The 17747-nt window shown below is 72.0% G+C and carries 17 protein-coding genes; 2 read left to right on the forward strand and 15 right to left on the reverse strand.

Annotated features, from left to right (window positions below; translation table 11 throughout):
- Nucleotides 1–248 precede the first annotated feature (248 nt).
- The 14 genes from BZL64_RS06960 to BZL64_RS07025 form a co-directional block, all read right to left on the reverse strand.
- Nucleotides 249–446 carry a hypothetical protein gene (locus BZL64_RS06960; protein WP_086767177.1) on the reverse strand — a complete coding sequence of 66 codons (198 nt, stop codon included), beginning with the start codon at nucleotides 444–446 and terminating at the stop codon, nucleotides 249–251.
- A 224-nt stretch (nucleotides 447–670) separates the two neighbouring features.
- On the reverse strand, nucleotides 671–1261 hold the full coding sequence (locus BZL64_RS06965) for a hypothetical protein (RefSeq protein ID WP_086767179.1): 591 nt from the start codon (nucleotides 1259–1261) through the stop codon (nucleotides 671–673).
- Between the two features lie 35 nt (nucleotides 1262–1296).
- On the reverse strand, nucleotides 1297–1869 hold the full coding sequence (locus BZL64_RS06970) for a GNAT family N-acetyltransferase (protein ID WP_086767181.1): 573 nt from the start codon (nucleotides 1867–1869) through the stop codon (nucleotides 1297–1299).
- A complete protein-coding gene (locus tag BZL64_RS06975) occupies nucleotides 1847–4075 on the reverse strand; it encodes an MMPL family transporter (protein ID WP_086767183.1) in 2229 nt (742 codons plus the stop codon). The genes BZL64_RS06970 and BZL64_RS06975 overlap by 23 nt, the downstream gene beginning before the upstream one ends.
- A 237-nt stretch (nucleotides 4076–4312) precedes the next feature.
- Complete coding sequence (locus BZL64_RS06980; RefSeq protein ID WP_086767185.1) at nucleotides 4313–4735, reverse strand: hypothetical protein; 423 nt, start codon at nucleotides 4733–4735, stop codon at nucleotides 4313–4315.
- A gap of 86 nt (nucleotides 4736–4821) precedes the next feature.
- On the reverse strand, nucleotides 4822–6336 hold the full coding sequence (gene gatB, locus BZL64_RS06985; RefSeq protein ID WP_086767187.1) for an Asp-tRNA(Asn)/Glu-tRNA(Gln) amidotransferase subunit GatB: 1515 nt from the start codon (nucleotides 6334–6336) through the stop codon (nucleotides 4822–4824).
- Nucleotides 6337–6351: 15 nt separating this feature from the next.
- Nucleotides 6352–6594, reverse strand: a complete 243-nt coding sequence (locus BZL64_RS06990) for a hypothetical protein (RefSeq protein ID WP_086767189.1) — start codon at nucleotides 6592–6594, stop codon at nucleotides 6352–6354.
- Nucleotides 6591–8093 (reverse strand): Asp-tRNA(Asn)/Glu-tRNA(Gln) amidotransferase subunit GatA, encoded by a 1503-nt coding sequence (gene gatA, locus BZL64_RS06995; RefSeq protein WP_086767191.1) that lies wholly within the window; start codon nucleotides 8091–8093, stop codon nucleotides 6591–6593. Before gatA ends, BZL64_RS06990 begins: the two co-directional genes overlap by 4 nt.
- A 5-nt stretch (nucleotides 8094–8098) precedes the next feature.
- Entirely contained in the window at nucleotides 8099–8395 is a 297-nt protein-coding gene (gene gatC / locus BZL64_RS07000) for an Asp-tRNA(Asn)/Glu-tRNA(Gln) amidotransferase subunit GatC (protein ID WP_073498632.1), read from the reverse strand.
- A 222-nt stretch (nucleotides 8396–8617) separates the two neighbouring features.
- Nucleotides 8618–10879: a putative bifunctional diguanylate cyclase/phosphodiesterase gene (locus tag BZL64_RS07005; protein WP_086767193.1), complete on the reverse strand. Its 2262-nt coding sequence runs from the start codon at nucleotides 10877–10879 to the stop codon at nucleotides 8618–8620.
- Nucleotides 10880–11145: 266 nt separating this feature from the next.
- Complete coding sequence (ligA, locus tag BZL64_RS07010) at nucleotides 11146–13341, reverse strand: NAD-dependent DNA ligase LigA (protein ID WP_086767195.1); 2196 nt, start codon at nucleotides 13339–13341, stop codon at nucleotides 11146–11148.
- 15 nt (nucleotides 13342–13356) lie between these two features.
- Nucleotides 13357–14358: a methionine synthase gene (locus tag BZL64_RS07015; protein WP_266462717.1), complete on the reverse strand. Its 1002-nt coding sequence runs from the start codon at nucleotides 14356–14358 to the stop codon at nucleotides 13357–13359.
- Between the two features lie 60 nt (nucleotides 14359–14418).
- Nucleotides 14419–15117 carry an SDR family oxidoreductase gene (locus BZL64_RS07020; RefSeq protein ID WP_086767199.1) on the reverse strand — a complete coding sequence of 233 codons (699 nt, stop codon included), beginning with the start codon at nucleotides 15115–15117 and terminating at the stop codon, nucleotides 14419–14421.
- Between the two features lie 18 nt (nucleotides 15118–15135).
- On the reverse strand, nucleotides 15136–15675 hold the full coding sequence (locus tag BZL64_RS07025; protein WP_086767201.1) for an LOG family protein: 540 nt from the start codon (nucleotides 15673–15675) through the stop codon (nucleotides 15136–15138).
- 51 nt (nucleotides 15676–15726) lie between these two features.
- Here BZL64_RS07025 and BZL64_RS07030 point away from each other — a divergent pair, with 51 nt between their 5' ends.
- Both BZL64_RS07030 and BZL64_RS07035 read left to right on the forward strand, forming a co-directional pair.
- Nucleotides 15727–16050 (forward strand): DUF427 domain-containing protein, encoded by a 324-nt coding sequence (locus BZL64_RS07030; protein ID WP_086767203.1) that lies wholly within the window; start codon nucleotides 15727–15729, stop codon nucleotides 16048–16050.
- Nucleotides 16051–16088: 38 nt separating this feature from the next.
- Nucleotides 16089–16871 carry an alpha/beta fold hydrolase gene (locus BZL64_RS07035; protein ID WP_086767205.1) on the forward strand — a complete coding sequence of 261 codons (783 nt, stop codon included), beginning with the start codon at nucleotides 16089–16091 and terminating at the stop codon, nucleotides 16869–16871.
- A gap of 25 nt (nucleotides 16872–16896) precedes the next feature.
- On the opposite strand, the gene mnmA is transcribed toward BZL64_RS07035, so the two are convergent.
- A partial coding sequence (gene mnmA / locus BZL64_RS07040) for a tRNA 2-thiouridine(34) synthase MnmA (RefSeq protein ID WP_244205240.1) occupies nucleotides 16897–17747 on the reverse strand: 851 nt, incomplete at its 5' end.

Here is a 17747-nt window from a genome sequence, read left to right on the forward strand (position 1 = left end):
ACTCTGAACGACGCGCTCGCCCGCGGAGGCGCGGGCGAGCGCGTCGTTCAGAGTGGCCAACTCGTCGGCACGGCCGACGAATACGGGGCTGACGGACCTGTTCTCCACGGGGGCGAGCATCGCACGGAGGTGCGACGGCGGCCCAGTCGTTATCGGTGGCGCGGGTGTCGTCCGCGGCCGGACAGCCATCGGTGCGGGCGTGGAAGGGCGGCCGACCCCCGTGCGGCCGCCCTGCCGTGCCCCGGTGCTCACGCGGTGCGGGGGGACCGCAGCCGGCGGGGGCGGTGGGTATGCGGTTCGCTCTCGGGGGTCTCGGCGCGGGCCGCGCGCTCGGCCTCCCGGCGGGCGGCGCGACGGCCGCGGAGGGCCTCGCGGGCCAGCCGCTCGTCCGCGGCGCGGCGCAGGAGTTCGGCGGAGCGGGCCTGGTGGATCTCGTACTCGTACATGGTGGACGTCCCCTGAAGGTCGGTGGCTCCGGCGCCGCTCGGTGCGACGCTCTCGATGCCTCAACCTTCGTCTCCCAGGGGGGTCCGCCACATCGGGAGAGTTCCGCATGTTCGGGGCCGGACGGGGCCTTAGACACGCGGGAGGGGCCTTAGTACGGCCGTAAGGTGCTTACGGCCGTACTAAGACCCCTCGTGAACGCGTGAACCGCGTGAACCGCGAAGGCTCAACTGGCGGACGGCAGTCCGAGCAGCGCGTCGGTGTACTTGAGTACGGCCAGGAGCAGGCCGATCACGCCGAGCGTGACGCCCGCCCAGGCGACGGACTTGATCCACGGGGCCTGCACCCTGCCGGGCGCGCCGAAGGCGGGCCGGGCCAGCACCACGACGCCGGTGACGAGCGCGGCCAGCGCGAACAGGCCGGCCCACAGAGCGGTGGCCTGCCAGGGGTCGCCGTAGACGGCCTGGATCTGGTGGGCGACGCTCGCGCTCGACGCCGTCTCCAGCTGGCCGACCAGGGTCTGGCGCGCGGCGGCGACCGTCCCGATCCAGCCGCCGGTGAGCGACACCAGGCCGAGCGCGGCGGAGACGACGGCTCCCGCGCCCAGACCGACACCGGCCGGGCGGCTCTCCTCGACGATCTCGCCGAGGTCGCTGTCCTCTCCACCGGTGTCCACGCCGTCACTCTCCTCGGAGACCGGCGTGACCTCGTCCTTCGCGTCCTTCTCGGTGACGTCCACCGTCTCCTCGTCGCGCTTCGCCTCGGTGGCCTCCGCGCCCGTCTCGGCGCCGGCCTCGTCCACTGTCTTGGTTCCCATGTCTCGCACCGTACGGACGCTCTCTGAGAGGTTTCTTAATGATCGCTGTGAGCGACACGCGTGTGTGCGGCTCGCCACTCGGGGGCCAGCACGGACCACACTTCCAGGTCGTGCCGCACCCCACGATAGGGGTAGGCCTCGCGCCGTACGCCGTCGCGGGTGAACCCGAGCCGCCGGGCGACGTTGAGGCTGGGCACGTTGCCCGCGGAGGCGACCCACTCGACGCGGTGGATGCCGCGCCGCTCGACGGCGTGGTCGATGAGGACCCGCATCGCGCGTGTGACGAGGCCGCGCCCGGTTCCGGCGGGTTCCAGCCAGCAGCCGACCTCGCAGTTGGCCTGCTCGGCGTCGAAGTTGAGGAAGAGCACGCCGCCGACCAGTTGACCGTCGAGCCAGATGCCGTGCAGCGAACCGGTGTCGGCGGCGCGCATGTCGGCGTACCGCTGGAGCACCTCGCGCGCGCCGGGCACGTCGGTGGCCTTGGCCGCGAAGGGGATGTACTGGTTGATGAACTCCCGGCCGCGCTCCAGGTGCGTCAGGAACTCCTCGGCGTGCCAGAGCTCCAGGGGGCGCAGTTCGGATCCCTCACCCAGCGATATCGCGTACATCCGGTTGCCGCTCCTTCTCCAGTTCCGCCACGACCTCGGTGAGCCTCTCATGGGCGGCCCGGCACTCGGGAGGTTCGATGCTGATCCGCGGCAGGCGCCGGTCGAGCCAGCGGGGCAGCCACCAGTTGGCGGCCCCGAGCAGGTGCATCAGGGCGGGCACGAGGAGAGTGCGCAGAACGAAGGCGTCGAGGGCGACGGCGGCGGCCAGCGCGATGCCGAACATGGCGATCACGCGGTCGCCGCTGAGGACGAAGGCGAGGAAGACGGAGATCATGATGACCGCGGCGGAGTTGATCACCCGGCTGGTCTCGGCGAGCCCGACGCGCACGGCCCGCCGGTTGTCTCCGGTCTCCAGCCACTCCTCGTACATCCGGCTGACCAGGAAGACCTGGTAGTCCATGGAGAGCCCGAAGAGGACCGAGACCATGATCACGGGCAGGAACGGCTCGATCGGCCCGGCCCGGCCGAGGCCGAGCAGTTCGCTTCCCCAGCCCCACTGGAAGACCGCGACGACGACCCCGAAGGCGGCGGCGACGGCGGCCACGTTCATCACGGCGGCCTTGAGCGGTATGCCGACGGAACGGAAGGCGAGCAGGAGCAGCAGACAGCCCAGGCCGACGACGACGCCGACGAACAGCGGCAGTTTGCCCACGATGACCTCGGCGAAGTCGTCGTAGCCGGCCGTCACCCCGCCCACCTGGACGTCGAGCGAGGTGCCGGCCTCGGCCCGCGGCAGCACCTCGGTGCGCAGCAGGTCGACGAGGTCGCTGGTCCGCTGCGACTGCGGCGAGGACTCCGGTACGACGGTGAGGTACGCGGTGTCGCCGCCCGCGCCGTAGGTCACCGGGGTCACGTCGGCCACGCCCTCGGCGGCGCGCAAGGTGGCGTCGAGGTTGTCCAGGGCGAGCCGGTCCTGGGCGCCGTCGACCTGGGTGACCAGGGTCAGCGGGCCGTTGACGCCGGGGCCGAAGCCCGCGGCGAGGAGGTCGTACGCCTGGCGGGTGGTGGTGGCCTCGGGGCGGTTGCCCTGGTCGGAGGTGCCGAGGCGGAGGGAGAGCGTGGGCACGGCGAGACCGGCGATCACGACGAGGGCGAGCACGCCGAGGAGCTTGGGGTGGTGCTCGACGAACGCCGACCAGCGGGCGGCGAAGCCGGTGGGCAGTTCGAGTTCGGGCCCGCGTTCGGCGAGGCGGCGCCGCTCGCGGCGGCTGAGGGCGCGCGGGCCGGTGAAGGAGAGCAGGGCGGGCAGCAGGGTGACGGAGGCGGCGACCGTCAGTACGACGGTCAGGGAGGCGGCGATCGCCACGCCGTTGAGGAAGTCCAGCCGCAGGATCAGCATGCCGAGCAGGGCGATGCAGACGGTGGCGCCCGCGAAGACGACGGCCCGGCCCGTGGTGGCTACGGCGTTCTCGGCGGCCTCGGCGACCGGCAGGCCCCGTTTCAGGCCGCGCCGGTGCCGGGTGACGATGAAGAGCGCGTAGTCGATGCCGACGCCGAGTCCGACGAGCATGCCCAGCATGGGCGCGAAGTCGGCGACGGTCATGGCGTGTCCGAGCAGCGCGATCCCGGCGTAGGCGGTACCGACGCCGACCAGGGCGGTGGCGATGGGCAGCAGGGAGGCGGCGAGCGAGCCGAAGGCGAGGAACAGGACGACGGCGGCGACGGCCACGCCGACGACCTCGGCAAGGTGCCCGCCGGAGGATTCGGTGAGCGCGACGGCGCTGCCGCCCAGTTCCACCCGGAGTCCGTCGGTCCGCGCGGCCTCGGCGGTGTCGACGACGGCCTTCGCCTCGCCGCGGTCGATGTTCTCGGCGCTGTCCTCGAAGGTGACGGTGGCGTAGGCCGTGCGCCCGTCGGCGCTGATCTGCGCGGCGCCCTGGTCGTCGTAGGGGCCGGCCACGGAGGCGACGCCGGGGAGGTCGGCGATGCTCGCGAGGGTGCGCGTCATGGTCTGTTCGACGGCGGCGGCGCGGACGGTGCCCGGATCGGTGTGCCAGACGACGGTGTCGGTGTCGCCGCCGAGGCCGGGGAAGCCCTCGGCGAGCAGCCGGGTGGCCCGGCCGGACTCGGTGCCGGGGACGTCGTAGTCGTTGGAGTACGAGGAGCCCGCGATCATCGCGGCGGTGGCCGTCGCGCCGAGGGCGAGGAGCCAGAGCAGGACCGCGACGAGGCGGTGCCGGACACACCACTGTGCAAGGGCTGCCACGAGACGTGCTCCCGAAGGGTGAAGACCATGTGGGGATCTTTGATCGGGAACAGCCGTACATGAACTGAACAGCCCGCAAAGAACGCATGAGGAACGCGAGGCCACTCTTGCAGGCGTTAGTGATCGTTTGAGAGGTTCGTGGGCTTATTCACAGGAGTGGGAGCCAGATCACAGGACAATAACGAAGCCGCTGTCGGGAGTTCGGCGTCCCGTGCGAGCCGGACCGCCGGATCTCCGTCAGTCCAGCTGGTCGCCGACCGCCATCACCATCACCCCGGCGATGAGCAGCCACAGCGCGCGCCGGGTACGGCCGCGGGAGCCCAGCAGCGCGGCGAGCGCGCACACGGCGGCGCCCAGGGCGTAGGCGGCGGGCACGAGGGCGGGGGCGGGTCCGGTGAGGCGCAGGAGGGCCGCGGCGAGCCCGGCGAGGGTGAGCAGGGCGCCGGTCCCGGCGGCGGTCCAGCGGGCCTGCCGGGCGTCCTCACCGGCGTACTCGTCCTCGCCCGAGTCCCCGTCCGCGTCGGCGTCCGCGTCGGCGTCCGCGTCGGCGGGGTCGGGGCCGGGCATGTCATCCGGGGTGTCGGCGTCGTCCGTGTCGTGCGCCTCGATCGCGTCGGTCCGTATGCCGTCCTGGGTGTCGGAGTCGGTACGTCCACTCATGGCGGGCGAGCGTAGCGCCTCGGGCCGGGAGACGGAGAAGGGGGATGCACCGAAGCCGGTGCATCCCCCAGGGGCGGGCGTGGGCATCAGCCCTCGCTGACGCCCAGCTTCTCCAGGATCAGTTCCTTGACGCGGGCCGCGTCGGCCTGACCGCGGGTGGCCTTCATGACCGCGCCGACCAGGGCACCGGCCGCGGCGACCTTGCCGCCGCGGATCTTGTCGGCGATGCCCGGGTTGCCGGCGATGGCCTCGTCGACGGCCGTGCCGAGCGCCGAGTCGTCCGAGACGACCTTCAGCCCGCGCTTGTCGACGACCTCGTCCGGGGTGCCCTCGCCCGCGAGGACGCCCTCGATGACCTGACGGGCCAGCTTGTCGTTCAGGTCGCCCTTGCTCACCAGCTCGGAGACGCGGGCGACCTGCTCGGGCGTGATCGCCAGCTCGTCCAGCGTGCGGCCGGATTCGTTGGCGCTGCGCGCCAGTTCGCCCATCCACCACTTGCGGGCGGAGGCGGCGTCGGCACCGGCGTCGATCGTGGCGACGATCAGCTCCAGCGCGCCGGCGTTGAGGATGGCCTGCATGTCGGTGGCCGAGATGCCCCAGTCCGCCACCAGGCGGTTGCGGCGGACCAGCGGCAGTTCGGGCAGCGAGGCGCGGATCTCCTCGACCCACTCGCGGGTCGGGGCCACCGGCACGAGGTCCGGCTCCGGGAAGTACCGGTAGTCCTCGGCCTCCTCCTTCACGCGGCCCGAGGTCGTCGACCCGGTGTCCTCGTGGAAGTGCCGGGTCTCCTGGATGATCGTCCCGCCGCTGTTCAGTACGGCGGCGTGCCGCTGGATCTCGAAGCGGGCCGCGCGCTCCACGGACCGCAGCGAGTTGACGTTCTTCGTCTCGGAACGCGTGCCGAACTTCTCGCGGCCGTGCGGGCGCAGCGACAGGTTCACGTCGCAGCGCATCTGGCCCTGCTCCATGCGGGCCTCGGAGACGCCGAGCGCCTTGATGAGCTCGCGCAGCTCGCGGACGTAGGCCTTGGCGACCTCGGGGGCTCGCTCGCCCGCACCCTCGATCGGCTTGGTGACGATCTCGATGAGCGGGATGCCGGCGCGGTTGTAGTCCAGCAGGGAGTGGGACGCGCCGTGGATACGGCCGGTGGCGCCGCCCACGTGGGTCGACTTGCCGGTGTCCTCCTCCATGTGGGCGCGCTCGATCTCCACGCGGAAGGTCTCGCCGTCCTCCAGCTGGACGTCGAGGTAGCCGTTGAAGGCGATCGGCTCGTCGTACTGGGAGGTCTGGAAGTTCTTCGGCATGTCCGGATAGAAGTAGTTCTTCCGGGCGAACCGGCACCATTCGGCGATCTCGCAGTTCAGCGCGAGGCCGATCCGGATTGCGGACTCGACGCCGGTCGCGTTGACGACCGGGAGCGCGCCGGGCAGGCCGAGGCAGACCGGGCAGGTCTGCGAGTTGGGCTCGGCACCCAGCTCGGTCGAGCAGCCGCAGAACATCTTGGTCTTGGTGCCGAGTTCGACATGGACCTCGAGGCCCATGACGGGGTCGTACGACGCCAGCGCGTCCTCGTACGACACCAGGTCGGTCGTGGTGGTCACGGTGAAACTTCCCTCTCAGCCCAGCAGGACGTCGTCGTCGCCCAGCCGCTTCAGCTCGCGGTAGAGGATGGCGAGGCCGGTGGCGATGGCGGCGGCGGACACGGCGGCGTCGATCAGGCGGAGCGTGTCGCTCTCGGTGCGGGCCAGTTTGGCCTGCTTGGCGACACTGACCGCGCCGAACGCGGTGGTGGCCATGGACAGGTACAGGCCGGACTTGGACTTCTTGAAGCCCTTGGCCTTGGACAGTGCCTTACTCACAGCGACGGAGCCTCCTCGAGCAGCGGGTGCCCCCACCTTTCCACGAAGGCGGCCTCGACGGCGGCGCCGACCTTGTACAGCCTGTCGTCCTTCAGCGCCGGGGCGATGATCTGGAGGCCCACCGGGAGGTTGTCCTCCGGGGCGAGACCGCAGGGCAGCGACATGGCCGCGTTGCCCGCCAGGTTGGTCGGGATGGTGCACAGGTCGGCCAGGTACATCGCCATCGGGTCGTCGGCACGCTCGCCGATCGGGAAGGCGGTGGTGGGCGTGGTCGGCGAGACGATCACGTCGACCTGCTCGAAGGCCTTCTCGAAGTCGCGCGTGATGAGCGTGCGGACCTTCTGGGCGCTGCCGTAGTAGGCGTCGTAGTAGCCGCTCGACAGGGCGTACGTGCCGAGCATGATGCGGCGCTTGACCTCGGGGCCGAAGCCCGCCTCACGGGTGAGGGAGGTGACCTCCTCGGCGGAGTGCGTGCCGTCGTCGCCGGTACGGACGCCGTAGCGCAGGCCGTCGAAGCGGGCGAGGTTGGAGGAGCACTCGGAGGGCGCGATCAGGTAGTACGCCGACAGCGCCAGGTCGAAGGACGGGCAGTCCAGCTCGACGATCTCGGCGCCCAGTTCCTTGAGCAGCGCGACGGACTCGTCGAACCGCTGGATGACGCCGGCCTGGTAGCCCTCGCCGCGGAACTGCTTGACGACGCCGACGCGCATGCCGTCGACGCTGCCGTTGCGGGCGGCCTCGACGACCGGGGGGACCGGGGCGTCGATGGACGTGGAGTCGAGCGGGTCGTGCCCGGCGATCACCTCGTGCAGCAGGGCCGCGTCCAGGACCGTACGGGCGCAGGGCCCGCCCTGGTCGAGGGAGGAGGAGAAGGCGACCATGCCGTACCGGGAGACCGCGCCGTACGTCGGCTTCACGCCGACCGTGCCGGTGACGGAGGCCGGCTGGCGGATGGATCCGCCGGTGTCGGTGCCGATGGCGAGGGGGGCCTCGTAGGAGGCGAGGGCGGCGGAGGAACCGCCGCCGGAGCCGCCGGGGATGCGGGTGAGGTCCCAGGGGTTGCCGGTGGGGCCGTAGGCGCTGTTCTCGGTCGAGGACCCCATGGCGAACTCGTCCATGTTGGTCTTGCCGAGGATCACCACGTCGGCGGCCTTCAGCCGCTTGGTGAGCGTCGCGTCGTACGGCGGGATCCAGCCTTCGAGGATCTTCGAGCCGACGGTCGTCGGGATGCCCTCGGTGGTGAAGATGTCCTTCAGCGCGAGGGGCACACCGGCGAGAGGCCCGAGCTTCTCGCCGCGCTCCCGCTTCTCGTCGACGGCGCGGGCCTGGGCCAGCGCGCCTTCACGGTCGACGTGCAGGAAGGCGTGCACCTTCTCGTCGACGGCCTCGATACGGGCCAGGTGGGCCTCGGTGACCTCGACGGCCGTGAGGTCACCGGAGGCGATCCTCGCGGCGATCTCGGCGGCGGTGAGCTTGATGATGTTGACGGTGTCCGTCATGGCGGTTAGTCCTCCCCCAGGATCTGCGGCACCTTGAAACGCTGCTGCTCCTGGGCCGGGGCGCCGGAGAGCGCCTGCACGGGGGTGAGCGACGGACGGACCTCGTCCGCCCGCATGACGTTCGTCAGCGGGAGCGGGTGCGAGGTCGGCGGTACGTCTTGGTCGGCGACCTCGCTGACGCGGGCGACCGCGCCGATGATGTCGTCCAGCTGTCCCGCGAAGTGGTCGAGCTCTTCGGGCTTCAGCTCCAGACGCGCCAGCCGGGCGAGGTGGGCGACCTCCTCGCGCGTAATGCCAGGCATGCAGCGTTCCTCTGGGGTGAGTGTGTGTGGTGTGGGGTCCAATCCTATGGGGCCGGGGCGCCTACCGGTTAAACGGTTCGCCGTGAGGCCCTCGTCGGCCACGTCCATCCTGGGCCGCGCTGCCCGGGAAGTGGAGGTCGTGGACGTCCAGGACCTCTCGGAGCCGGCCCCCCCCGCCCGGATGCGCCGGCTTCGATCGGCCGAACGGGTGGGCGGCCGGGGTCACTCGTCGGCGGCAACCGCGGGCAACGCCGCCGCCGGCCGCTGCCAGCCCCGCGACCCGCGGGCCCGCAGCCACGCCGTGGTCTCCTCCGGGGGCATCGCCGCCGCGACCAGCCAGCCCTGTACGGCGTCGCAGCCGAGGTCGCGCAGCCGCTCCCACGTCTCGTCGTCCTCGACGCCCTCCGCGACGACGAGCAGCCCGAGGGAATGCGCGAGGTCGACGGTGCAGCGCACGATCTCCGCGTCCTCGGTGTCCACGGCGAGCCGAGCCACGAACGACCGGTCGATCTTCAGCTCGCTCACCGGCAGCCGCCGTAGATGGACGAGGGAGGAGTAGCCGGTGCCGAAGTCGTCGAGGGACATCTTCACGCCGTGCCCGGTCAGCGCGTTGAGGGTGTCGGCGGCACGCTGCGGGTCCTCCAGGAGGACGTGCTCCGTGATCTCCAGCTGGAGTGCCGCCGCGGGCACGCCGTGCCGCGCCAGCCGGGCCGCGACGGAGCCGGCGAAGCCGGGGGTGTGCACGTCACGCGGGGAGACGTTGACCGCGACGGGTACGTACAGCCCCTGGGCCCGCCACCGGGCGACCTGTTCGAGGGCCGTGTCGAGCACGTACTCGGTGAGGTGCGGCATCAGCCCGGAGGACTCGGCGATCGCGATGAACTCGTCCGGCGGCACCTTCCCCCGTTCGGGGTGCACCCACCGCACCAGCGCCTCAAGACCGGCGACCTGTCCGTCGAAGCGGACCTTGGGCTGGTAGTGCAGCTGGACCTCGTGCGCGTCGAGCGCGCGCCGCAGGTCGCCCAGCAGGCCGAGCCGGTCGGGTGTGTTGGAGTCCCGCTTGGACTCGTAGACCTCGACGCCCGTACGGTCCCGTTTGGCCTGGTACATCGCCACGTCCGCCCGCCGCAGCAGGCCTTCCGCGTCGAGCGCGTGGTCGGGGAAGACGGCGACCCCGGCGCTGGCCTCCAGGACGAGGGTGAGCCCGTCGAGGTCGAGGGGGGAGCTGAGGTGGGCGACGAGTGCGCGGGCGACGCGGGTCGCCGAGGTGGTGGAGTCGGCGACGGGCAGTAAGACGGCGAACTCGTCACCGCCGAGCCGCGCGACCTCGGCCCCGCGCGGCAGGGCCAGTCTGAGCCGGTCGGCTATCTGGAGGAGCAGCCGGTCCCCGGCGAGGTGGCCGAGCGTGTCGTTGACCGAACGGAAGCGGTCGAGGTCGATCAGCATCAGTGCGGCGCGGGCGCCGATCCGCTCGGCGTCGTCGAGGGCGGTCCAGATCCGCTCGCCGAGCCACTGACGGTTGGGCAGTCCGGTGAGCGGGTCGCGCAGCTGTTCCTCGGCACGGGCTCGGGCCATCCACAGCGTGGAGTCGAGGGCGATGAGCGGGATGGCGAACAGCGGCAGCAGGATCGGCTCGGCGACGGCGACGACGCACACCAGCGGGGCTATGCCCAGCAGGGCGACCGCGACGAGCCCTTGTCTGAGCAGGGCGGTACGGGCGACGGTGGGCAGACGGCCGGCCCGTGGGGTGTGCAGGTACCAGAGCAGGATGCGGGTGACGGCGAGGTAGGCGACGGCGACCAGCACCACCTGGGGCGCGGTGTAGAAGGTCCAGGTGTCGGGGGTCCACGGCCGCTCGACGGACGGCACCCGCCCGCACGCGGCCAGGAGCAGCGCGCCCGCGCCGATGCCGAGGATGTCCACCGCGCCGTGCAGGACGCCTTGGCGCCAGCGGTGGCTGCGGGCTATGCCGACCAGGACGACGACGGTGAGGCTGACCAGGCCGGCGGGCAGCCAGCCGTAGAGCAGCAGGACGGCGAGGGTGAGGGCGGCTCCGGAGCCGGTGCCGCCCCACCAGCGGGCCCGGCCGAGCATGACGAGGTGGCCGACGATGACGCCGGTCAGCACGGCCAGCGACCAGCCGACGGTGCCGGAGGGGAACAGCGCGTGGCTGGAGGTGAAGGCCCGGTAGAAGGCGGCGCCGAGGGCGAACCCGGCCCCCGCGACGACGGCCGCGGGGAGCGCGGGCCAGGACAGGTGGCGTTCCGCGTCGGCGTCGTAGGGTCCGGAGAGGTCCGCGGGGTCGGAGCCGGGCGGGAACGGGCCGGCGGCGCGGGGGGCCGTCCGGGTGAGCGGGTCGCCGGTGCGGGCCGGTTCGTCCGGGGGACGCTCTGACCACGCCACCCACCGGCTGCCCCACCAGGCGTCGGTGCCCCGGCGCCGGGGCAGCCCCGTGTCCGGGGCGGCGCTCTCGGTCGGTTCCATTCCCGTCCCTCTCACAGCCGGCGGTGCCGACGCCACGCGGTCCGCTGCCCGACAGCCTTTCGCCGGTGCCGCGTTGGAAGACCCTTCCCCCGGCCCGTCAGGAGCGGGGGTTGCCCCGACCGCAGCGGGGCACGGCGGGCGCATGTCTCAACAGTAGGCCGCGGAAGGCTTCCACGGGCAGCGGTCGTCGACGGTTGCCCGATTGCGTACCTGCCACCCGGAAGCAGCCGGTATGCGCCGATCGGGTGGCCTTCGGCCGCCGGTCCTCAGGACTCGGGAACCGGCAGGGCGGCTTCGGCAGCCGCCTCCGCCCCCTGTTCGAGGAGGACCGTGAAGCCGTCCTCGTCCAGCACCGGAACCTTCAGCTGCATCGCCTTGTCGTACTTCGATCCGGGGCTGTCACCCACCACGACGAACGACGTCTTCTTCGACACCGATCCGGTCACCTTCGCCCCGCGGCTCTGCAGGGCGTCCTTGGCGCCGTCACGGGTGAAGTGCTCCAGGGTGCCGGTGACCACGACGGTGAGACCTTCCAGCGGGCGCGGGCCCTGGTCCTCGCCGGAGCCCTCCTCCTCCATGCGGACGCCGGCGGCCTTCCACTTGCGGATGATCTCGCGGTGCCAGTCCTCGGCGAACCACTCCTTGAGGGAGGCCGCGATGACCGGGCCGACGCCGTCGGTGCCGGCCAGCTCCTCCTCGCTCGCCTGCTCGATGCGGTCGATGGAGCGGAACTCGCGGGCCAGCGCCTCGGCCGCGACCGGCCCCACGTGCCGGATGGAGAGGCCGGTGAGGACGCGGGCCAGCGGGCGCTCCTTGGCGGCGGCGATGGTGTCCAGCATGGCGAGCGCGTTCTTCTTCGGTTCGCCCTGCTGGTTGGCGAAGACGGTGGCGATCTTCTCCTCGCCGGTCTTCGGGTCCCGCTTGGGCAGACCGCTGTCCTGGTCGAGGACGTACGCCCTGATGGGCAGCAGCTGCTCGATGGTGAGGTCGAACAGGTCGCCCTCGTCTGCCAGCGGCGGCTGCTCGGGCTCCAGCGGCTTGGTGAGGGCCGCGGCGGAGACGTACCCGAAGTGGTCGATGTCCAGGGCCTTGCGGCCGGCGAGGTAGAAGAGCCGTTCGCGCAACTGGGCGGGGCAGGTGCGGGCGTTGGGGCAGCGCAGGTCGATGTCGCCCTCCTTCATCGGCCGCAGCGGGGTGCCGCACTCGGGGCACTCGGACGGCATCACGAACTCGCGCTCGCTGCCGTCGCGCAGGTCGGCGACCGGCCCGAGGATCTCGGGGATGACGTCCCCCGCCTTGCGCAGCACCACCGTGTCGCCGATGAGGACGCCCTTGGCCTTGACGACGTCCTGGTTGTGCAGGGTCGCGAACTCGACCTCGGACCCGGCCACGGTCACCGGCTCGACCTGGGCGTACGGCGTGACGCGGCCGGTGCGGCCGACGCCCACGCGGATGTTGAGAAGCTTGGTGTTGACCTCCTCCGGCGCGTACTTGTAGGCGATCGCCCAGCGCGGGGCACGGGCCGTGGAGCCGAGCCGCCCCTGGAGCCGGATCTCGTCGAGCTTGACGACGACACCGTCGATCTCGTGCTCCACGGAGTGCCGGTTCTCGCCGTAGTACGCGATGAACGCCCGTACGCCGTCGAGGTCGTCGACCACCTTGTTGTGGCGGGAGGTGGGCAGGCCCCAGGACTTGAGGAGGTCGTAGGCCTCGGAGAGGCGGGTGAGGCCCTCGTACCCCTCCAGGGCGCCGATGCCGTGGACCACCATGTGCAGGGGGCGGCCCGCGGTGACGCGGGGGTCCTTCTGGCGCAGTGAACCGGCCGCCGCGTTGCGCGGGTTGGCGAAGGGCTTGTCGCCGGCCTCGACCAGACGGGCGTTCAGCTCCTGGAACTTCTCCATCGGGAAGTAGACCTCGCCGCGGATCTCGACGAGGGACGGGACACCGTCGCCGGACAGCCGGTCCGGGATCTCCGCGATGGTCCGCACGTTGGGCGTGATGTCCTCGCCGGTCCGGCCGTCCCCGCGGGTCGCCGCGCGGGTCAGCCGCCCGTTCTCGTACGTGAGGTTGACGGCGAGCCCGTCGACCTTCAGCTCGCACAGGAAGTGGTACGCGGAGGCGCCGACGTCCTTGTGGACGCGCTCGGCCCAGGCGGCCAGCTCCAGATCGTCGAAGGCGTTGTCCAGCGACAGCATGCGCTCGCGGTGCTGGACGGCGGTGAACTCCGTCTCGTACGCCCCGGCGACCTTCTGCGTCGGCGATTCGGGGGTGCGCAGCTCGGGATACCGCTCCTCCAGGGCTTCCAGGGAACGCAGGAGGCGGTCGAACTCCGCGTCGCTGACGACGGGGGCGTCCTTCACGTAGTACCGGAAGCGGTGCTCCTCGATCTGCTCAGCGAGCTGCGCGTGCTTCTCCCGTGCCTCCGAGGGCACCGTCGTCTCCGCTTGCCTGTCGCCGGCCACCGTGTTGTCCTCCCGTTACTCTGGGTTGTCCGCGAGGGATCTCGCCGCCCGGACACAGTGGGCGAGCGCCTCCCGCGCGTACGCGGGCGAAGCCCCGGCAAGGCCGCACGCCGGGGTGACGGTCACCGCCTCCGCGAGAAGGTCGGGTCGCAGCCCCAGCCTGCGCCACAGCGTCCTGACACCCATGACGCTACCGGCAGGGTCCGACAATGCGGCGTCCGTCCCCGGCACCACACCGGCGAACAGCCGGGTACCCGCTTCCACCGCCTCACCGATCGTGTCGTCGTCACGCTCGGTGAGGAGCGAGAAGTCGAACGACACGGCTGCCGCTCCGGCCCGCCGCAGCAGGGCGAACGGGACGTCCGGCGCGCACGAGTGCACCACGACGGGGCCGCCGTCGTGCACCCCCACGACCTCGCGGAGTGTGGCCTCGACGACCTGCCGGTCCACGGCGCGGTACGTGCGGTAGCCGCTGGCGGACCTGACGTGGCCGCGCAGTACAGCGGTGAGGGAGGGTTCGTCGAGCTGCAGGACGACCTGGGCGCCGGGGACGCGGCGCCCCACCTCGGCGAGGTGCACGCGCAGGCCCTCCGCGAGGGAGGCGGCGAGGTCGCGGCAGGCGCCGGGGTCGGAGAGGGCGGCCTCGCCGTTCCTCAGCTCCAGGGCGGCGGCGAGGGTCCACGGGCCGACGGCCTGCACCTTCACCTGGCCCTGGTATCCCTGGGTGGACTCCTCCAGGGCGTCGAGGTCCTCCCGCAGCCACGACCTGGCCCGCCGGGTGTCCCTGCCGGGATGGTCGCCGAGGCGCCAGCCGCTGGGCTCCACGCGCGCGTACAGCTCGACGAGCATGCCGGCGGTGCGGCCGATCATGTCGGCGCCCGGACCCCTGGCGGGCAGCTCGGCGAGAAACGGAAACTCTTCGAAGGACCCGGTAACCGTCCTGGCGGCCTCCCTGGCGTCACCGCCGGGCATGGACCCGATCCCCGTGGCGGACCCGAAACTGAGATATGCGTTCACGAACCGAAGCCTACGTATCCCCCGGACCTCGGTGATCCAGCCCGTCCGGGGGTGCCTGTGCTACCGGCCCGGCCGCACCGTCAGGTCGTTGACCTCCGCGTCCCGCGGCAGATCGAGCGCCATGAGGATAGTCGTCGCGACCGACTCGGGATCGATCCACTCGGCGGGGTCGTACTCCTTCCCCTCCTGCTGATGGACCTTGGCCTGCATCGGGCTGGCCGTACGCCCGGGATACACGGAGGTGACCCGCACGCCGTTCCCGTGCTCCTCCGCCCGCAACGCGTCCGCCAACGCCTTGAGCCCGTGCTTGGACGCGGCGTACGCCGACCAGTCCGCGCTCGCCCGCAGGCCCGCCCCGGAGTTGACGAACACGACATGCCCGCGAGCCGCCCGCACCTGGGGCAGGAAGTGCCGCGTCAGCTCGGCGGGAGCGATCAGATTGACGTTGAGCTGGTGCCGCCACGACTTGGGCGTCAGCTCTCCGACGGGCCCGAGATCGACCACCCCGGCGATGTGCAGCAGCGAGTCCACCCGCTCCGGCAGCGACTGGTGCGAGAAGGCCCAGCTGAGCTTGTCGGGGTCGGCGAGGTCGCCGACCAGCGTCCGCGCTCCGGGGAACTCCGCCGCCAGTTCCTTCGCACGTCCCGCGTCCCGCGCGTGCAGCACGATGTCGTCCCCGCGCGCGTGGAGGCGGCGGGCGACGGCCGCACCGATGCCGGAGCCCGCCCCGGTGATCACATGAGTTGCCATACCCGCCATGCTCGCATCACCGCCGGCTCAGGCGACGCCCTGGCTCTCCTCCAGGTAGGCGAGCGCCCCGACCGGCTCCTCGGCGAAGAACACGAGGTCGGTGAGCGGCCGGGGCAGGAATCCCTCGGTGTCCATGCGCCGGAACTGCTCCTTGAGGCCGTCGTAGAAGCCGGCGGTGTTGAGCAGGACGACGGGCTTGTCGGTGTGGCCGTGCTTCTTCAGTTCCAGGATCTCGGTGGCCTCGTCGAGGGTGCCCGTCCCGCCGACCATGATGACCACCGCGTCGGCCTTCTCCAGGAGCAGGCGCTTGCGTTCGGCCAGGTCGCGCGCGATGACCATCTCGTCGGCGCCGGGCCGCGCCCTGGCCGCGAGGAAGTCCACGGAGACCCCGCACAGCCGCCCGCCGGCCTCCTGCACGCCGTCGGCGACCACCTTCATCAGCCCGACGTCGGAGCCGCCCCACACGAGGGTGTGCCCGCCCTTGCCGAGCAGTTCGGCGAACTCACGGGCGGGCCGGGTGTAGCGGTCGTCGAGGTCGGCGGCGGAGAGGAAGACACAGATACGCATGCGGCCACGGTACGCGGGGAAGAACCGGCGGCCCCCGAGCGCTGTCCGGGTATGGCCGACGGACACACGATCACGATCGAGCAGGGCACCCGGCACGTACGGGTCGTCCACGGGGACCAGGTGCTGGCCGAGACGGACCGGCCCCTGATCCTCAGGGAGACCGGCTGCCCGGTGCGCTACTACCTTCCCGCCGAGGACGTACGCCTGGATCTCCTCACCCCCTCCGACACCCACACCCACTGCCCGTTCAAGGGCACGGCGTCCTACTGGTCGCTGCCGGACGCTCCCGACCTCGTGTGGGCGTATCCCGACCCGAAGCCGGACGTCGAACGGATCAAGGACCACCTGTGCTTCTACGAAGTGGAGGTGTCGTAGGGCGATAAGTCCCGTGTCCTGGGGCAGTCTGCACAGGCATGGACAAGAAGACCCTTTCCCGCGACGGCACCTCCCTGGCGTACGCCCGTGCCGGGCAGGGCCCCGCGGTCATCCTGGTGAGCGGGGCGATGTCGACGGGCGGCACGGTGGCGCCCCTGGCCGGGCTCCTCGCCCCGCACTTCACCGCCTTCTGGTACGACCGCCGGGGCCGCGGCGAGAGCGGCGACACGGCGCCGTACGCGGTGCAGCGCGAGGTCGAGGACCTGGCGGCGCTGATCGAGGCGGCGGGCGGCGAGGCGGCGCTGTACGGCGTCTCCTCGGGCGGCGCGCTGGCTCTGGAGGCGGCTGCCGCCGGGCTGCCGGTGAGCCGGGTCGCGGTGTACGAGACGCCGTTCGCCGACTTCTCCGAGGGCGGCGCCGAGGAGCGCGCCGCGTACACCGAGCACCTGACGGAGGCCCTCGCGCACGACCGGCGCGGGGACGCCGTGGAACTGTTCCTGCGCCTGACGGGCCTGGCCGAGGAGATGATCCAGGGCGCCCGCCAGTCCCCGATGTGGCCCGCGATGGAGGGGATCGCCCCCACGCTGGCCTACGACGACGCCGTCATGGGCGACGGCCTGGTCCCCCGCGAACGGCTGGCCTCGCTGGACACGCCGGTCCTGTCACTGGCCGGCTCGGCCAGCCCGGACTGGCTGCGCCGGGCCGCCCGAGCGGTGGCGGAGGCCGTGCCCGAGGGCACCTACCGGTCCCTGGAGGACCAGACCCACATGGTCGACCCGAACGTCCTGGCGCCGGTCCTCACCGAGTTCCTCACGCCGTAGGGCGGACGGCCGCTCGGACGGACGGTCACACGGCGGCGCTCTTCGCGCGCGTGGTCGAGGCGATCGTCGCCGAACCGACCACGCGCGTGTCGTCGTACAGGACGATCGCCTGGCCGGGGGCGACGCCGCGGACCGGCTCGGTGAAGGTGACGTGCAGGGTGGCGTCGACGAGTTCCGCCCTGACCTCGGTCTCGCCGCCGTGGGCGCGCAGCTGGGCGGTGTAGGTGCCGGGGCCGGTGGGGGCCGTGCCGCACCAGCGGGGCTTGATGGCGGTGAGCGCGGTCACGTCGAGGGCCTCGGCCGGGCCGACCGTCACGGTGTTGTTCACCGGTGAGATGTCGAGGACGTAGCGCGGCTTGCCGTCGGCGGCCGGGGTGCCGATGCGCAGGCCCTTGCGCTGGCCGATGGTGAAGCCGTACGCGCCCTCGTGGCTGCCGATCCTGGTGCCGCTCTCGTCGACGATGTCGCCCTCGGCCTTGCCCAGCCGCTTCGCGAGGAAGCCCTGGGTGTCGCCGTCGGCGATGAAGCAGATGTCGTGCGAGTCGGGCTTCTTGGCGACGGCGAGGCCGCGGCGCTCGGCCTCGGCGCGGATCNNGCCGAGCGGGAACAGGGCGTGCGCGAGCTGCTTCTCGTCCAGGACACCGAGGACGTACGACTGGTCCTTGGCCATGTCGGAGGCGCGGTGCAGTTCGCGGCTGCCGTCCTCGCGGACGATCACCTGCGCGTAGTGGCCGGTGCACACGGCGTCGAAGCCGAGGGCCAGGGCCTTGTCCAGGAGCGCCGCGAACTTGATCTTCTCGTTGCAGCGCAGGCAGGGGTTGGGGGTGCGGCCGGCCTCGTACTCGGCGACGAAGTCGTCGACGACGTCCTCGCGGA

This window comes from Streptomyces bobili (genome assembly GCF_002154575.1).
GTDB classification, from domain to species: domain Bacteria; phylum Actinomycetota; class Actinomycetes; order Streptomycetales; family Streptomycetaceae; genus Streptomyces; species Streptomyces bobili.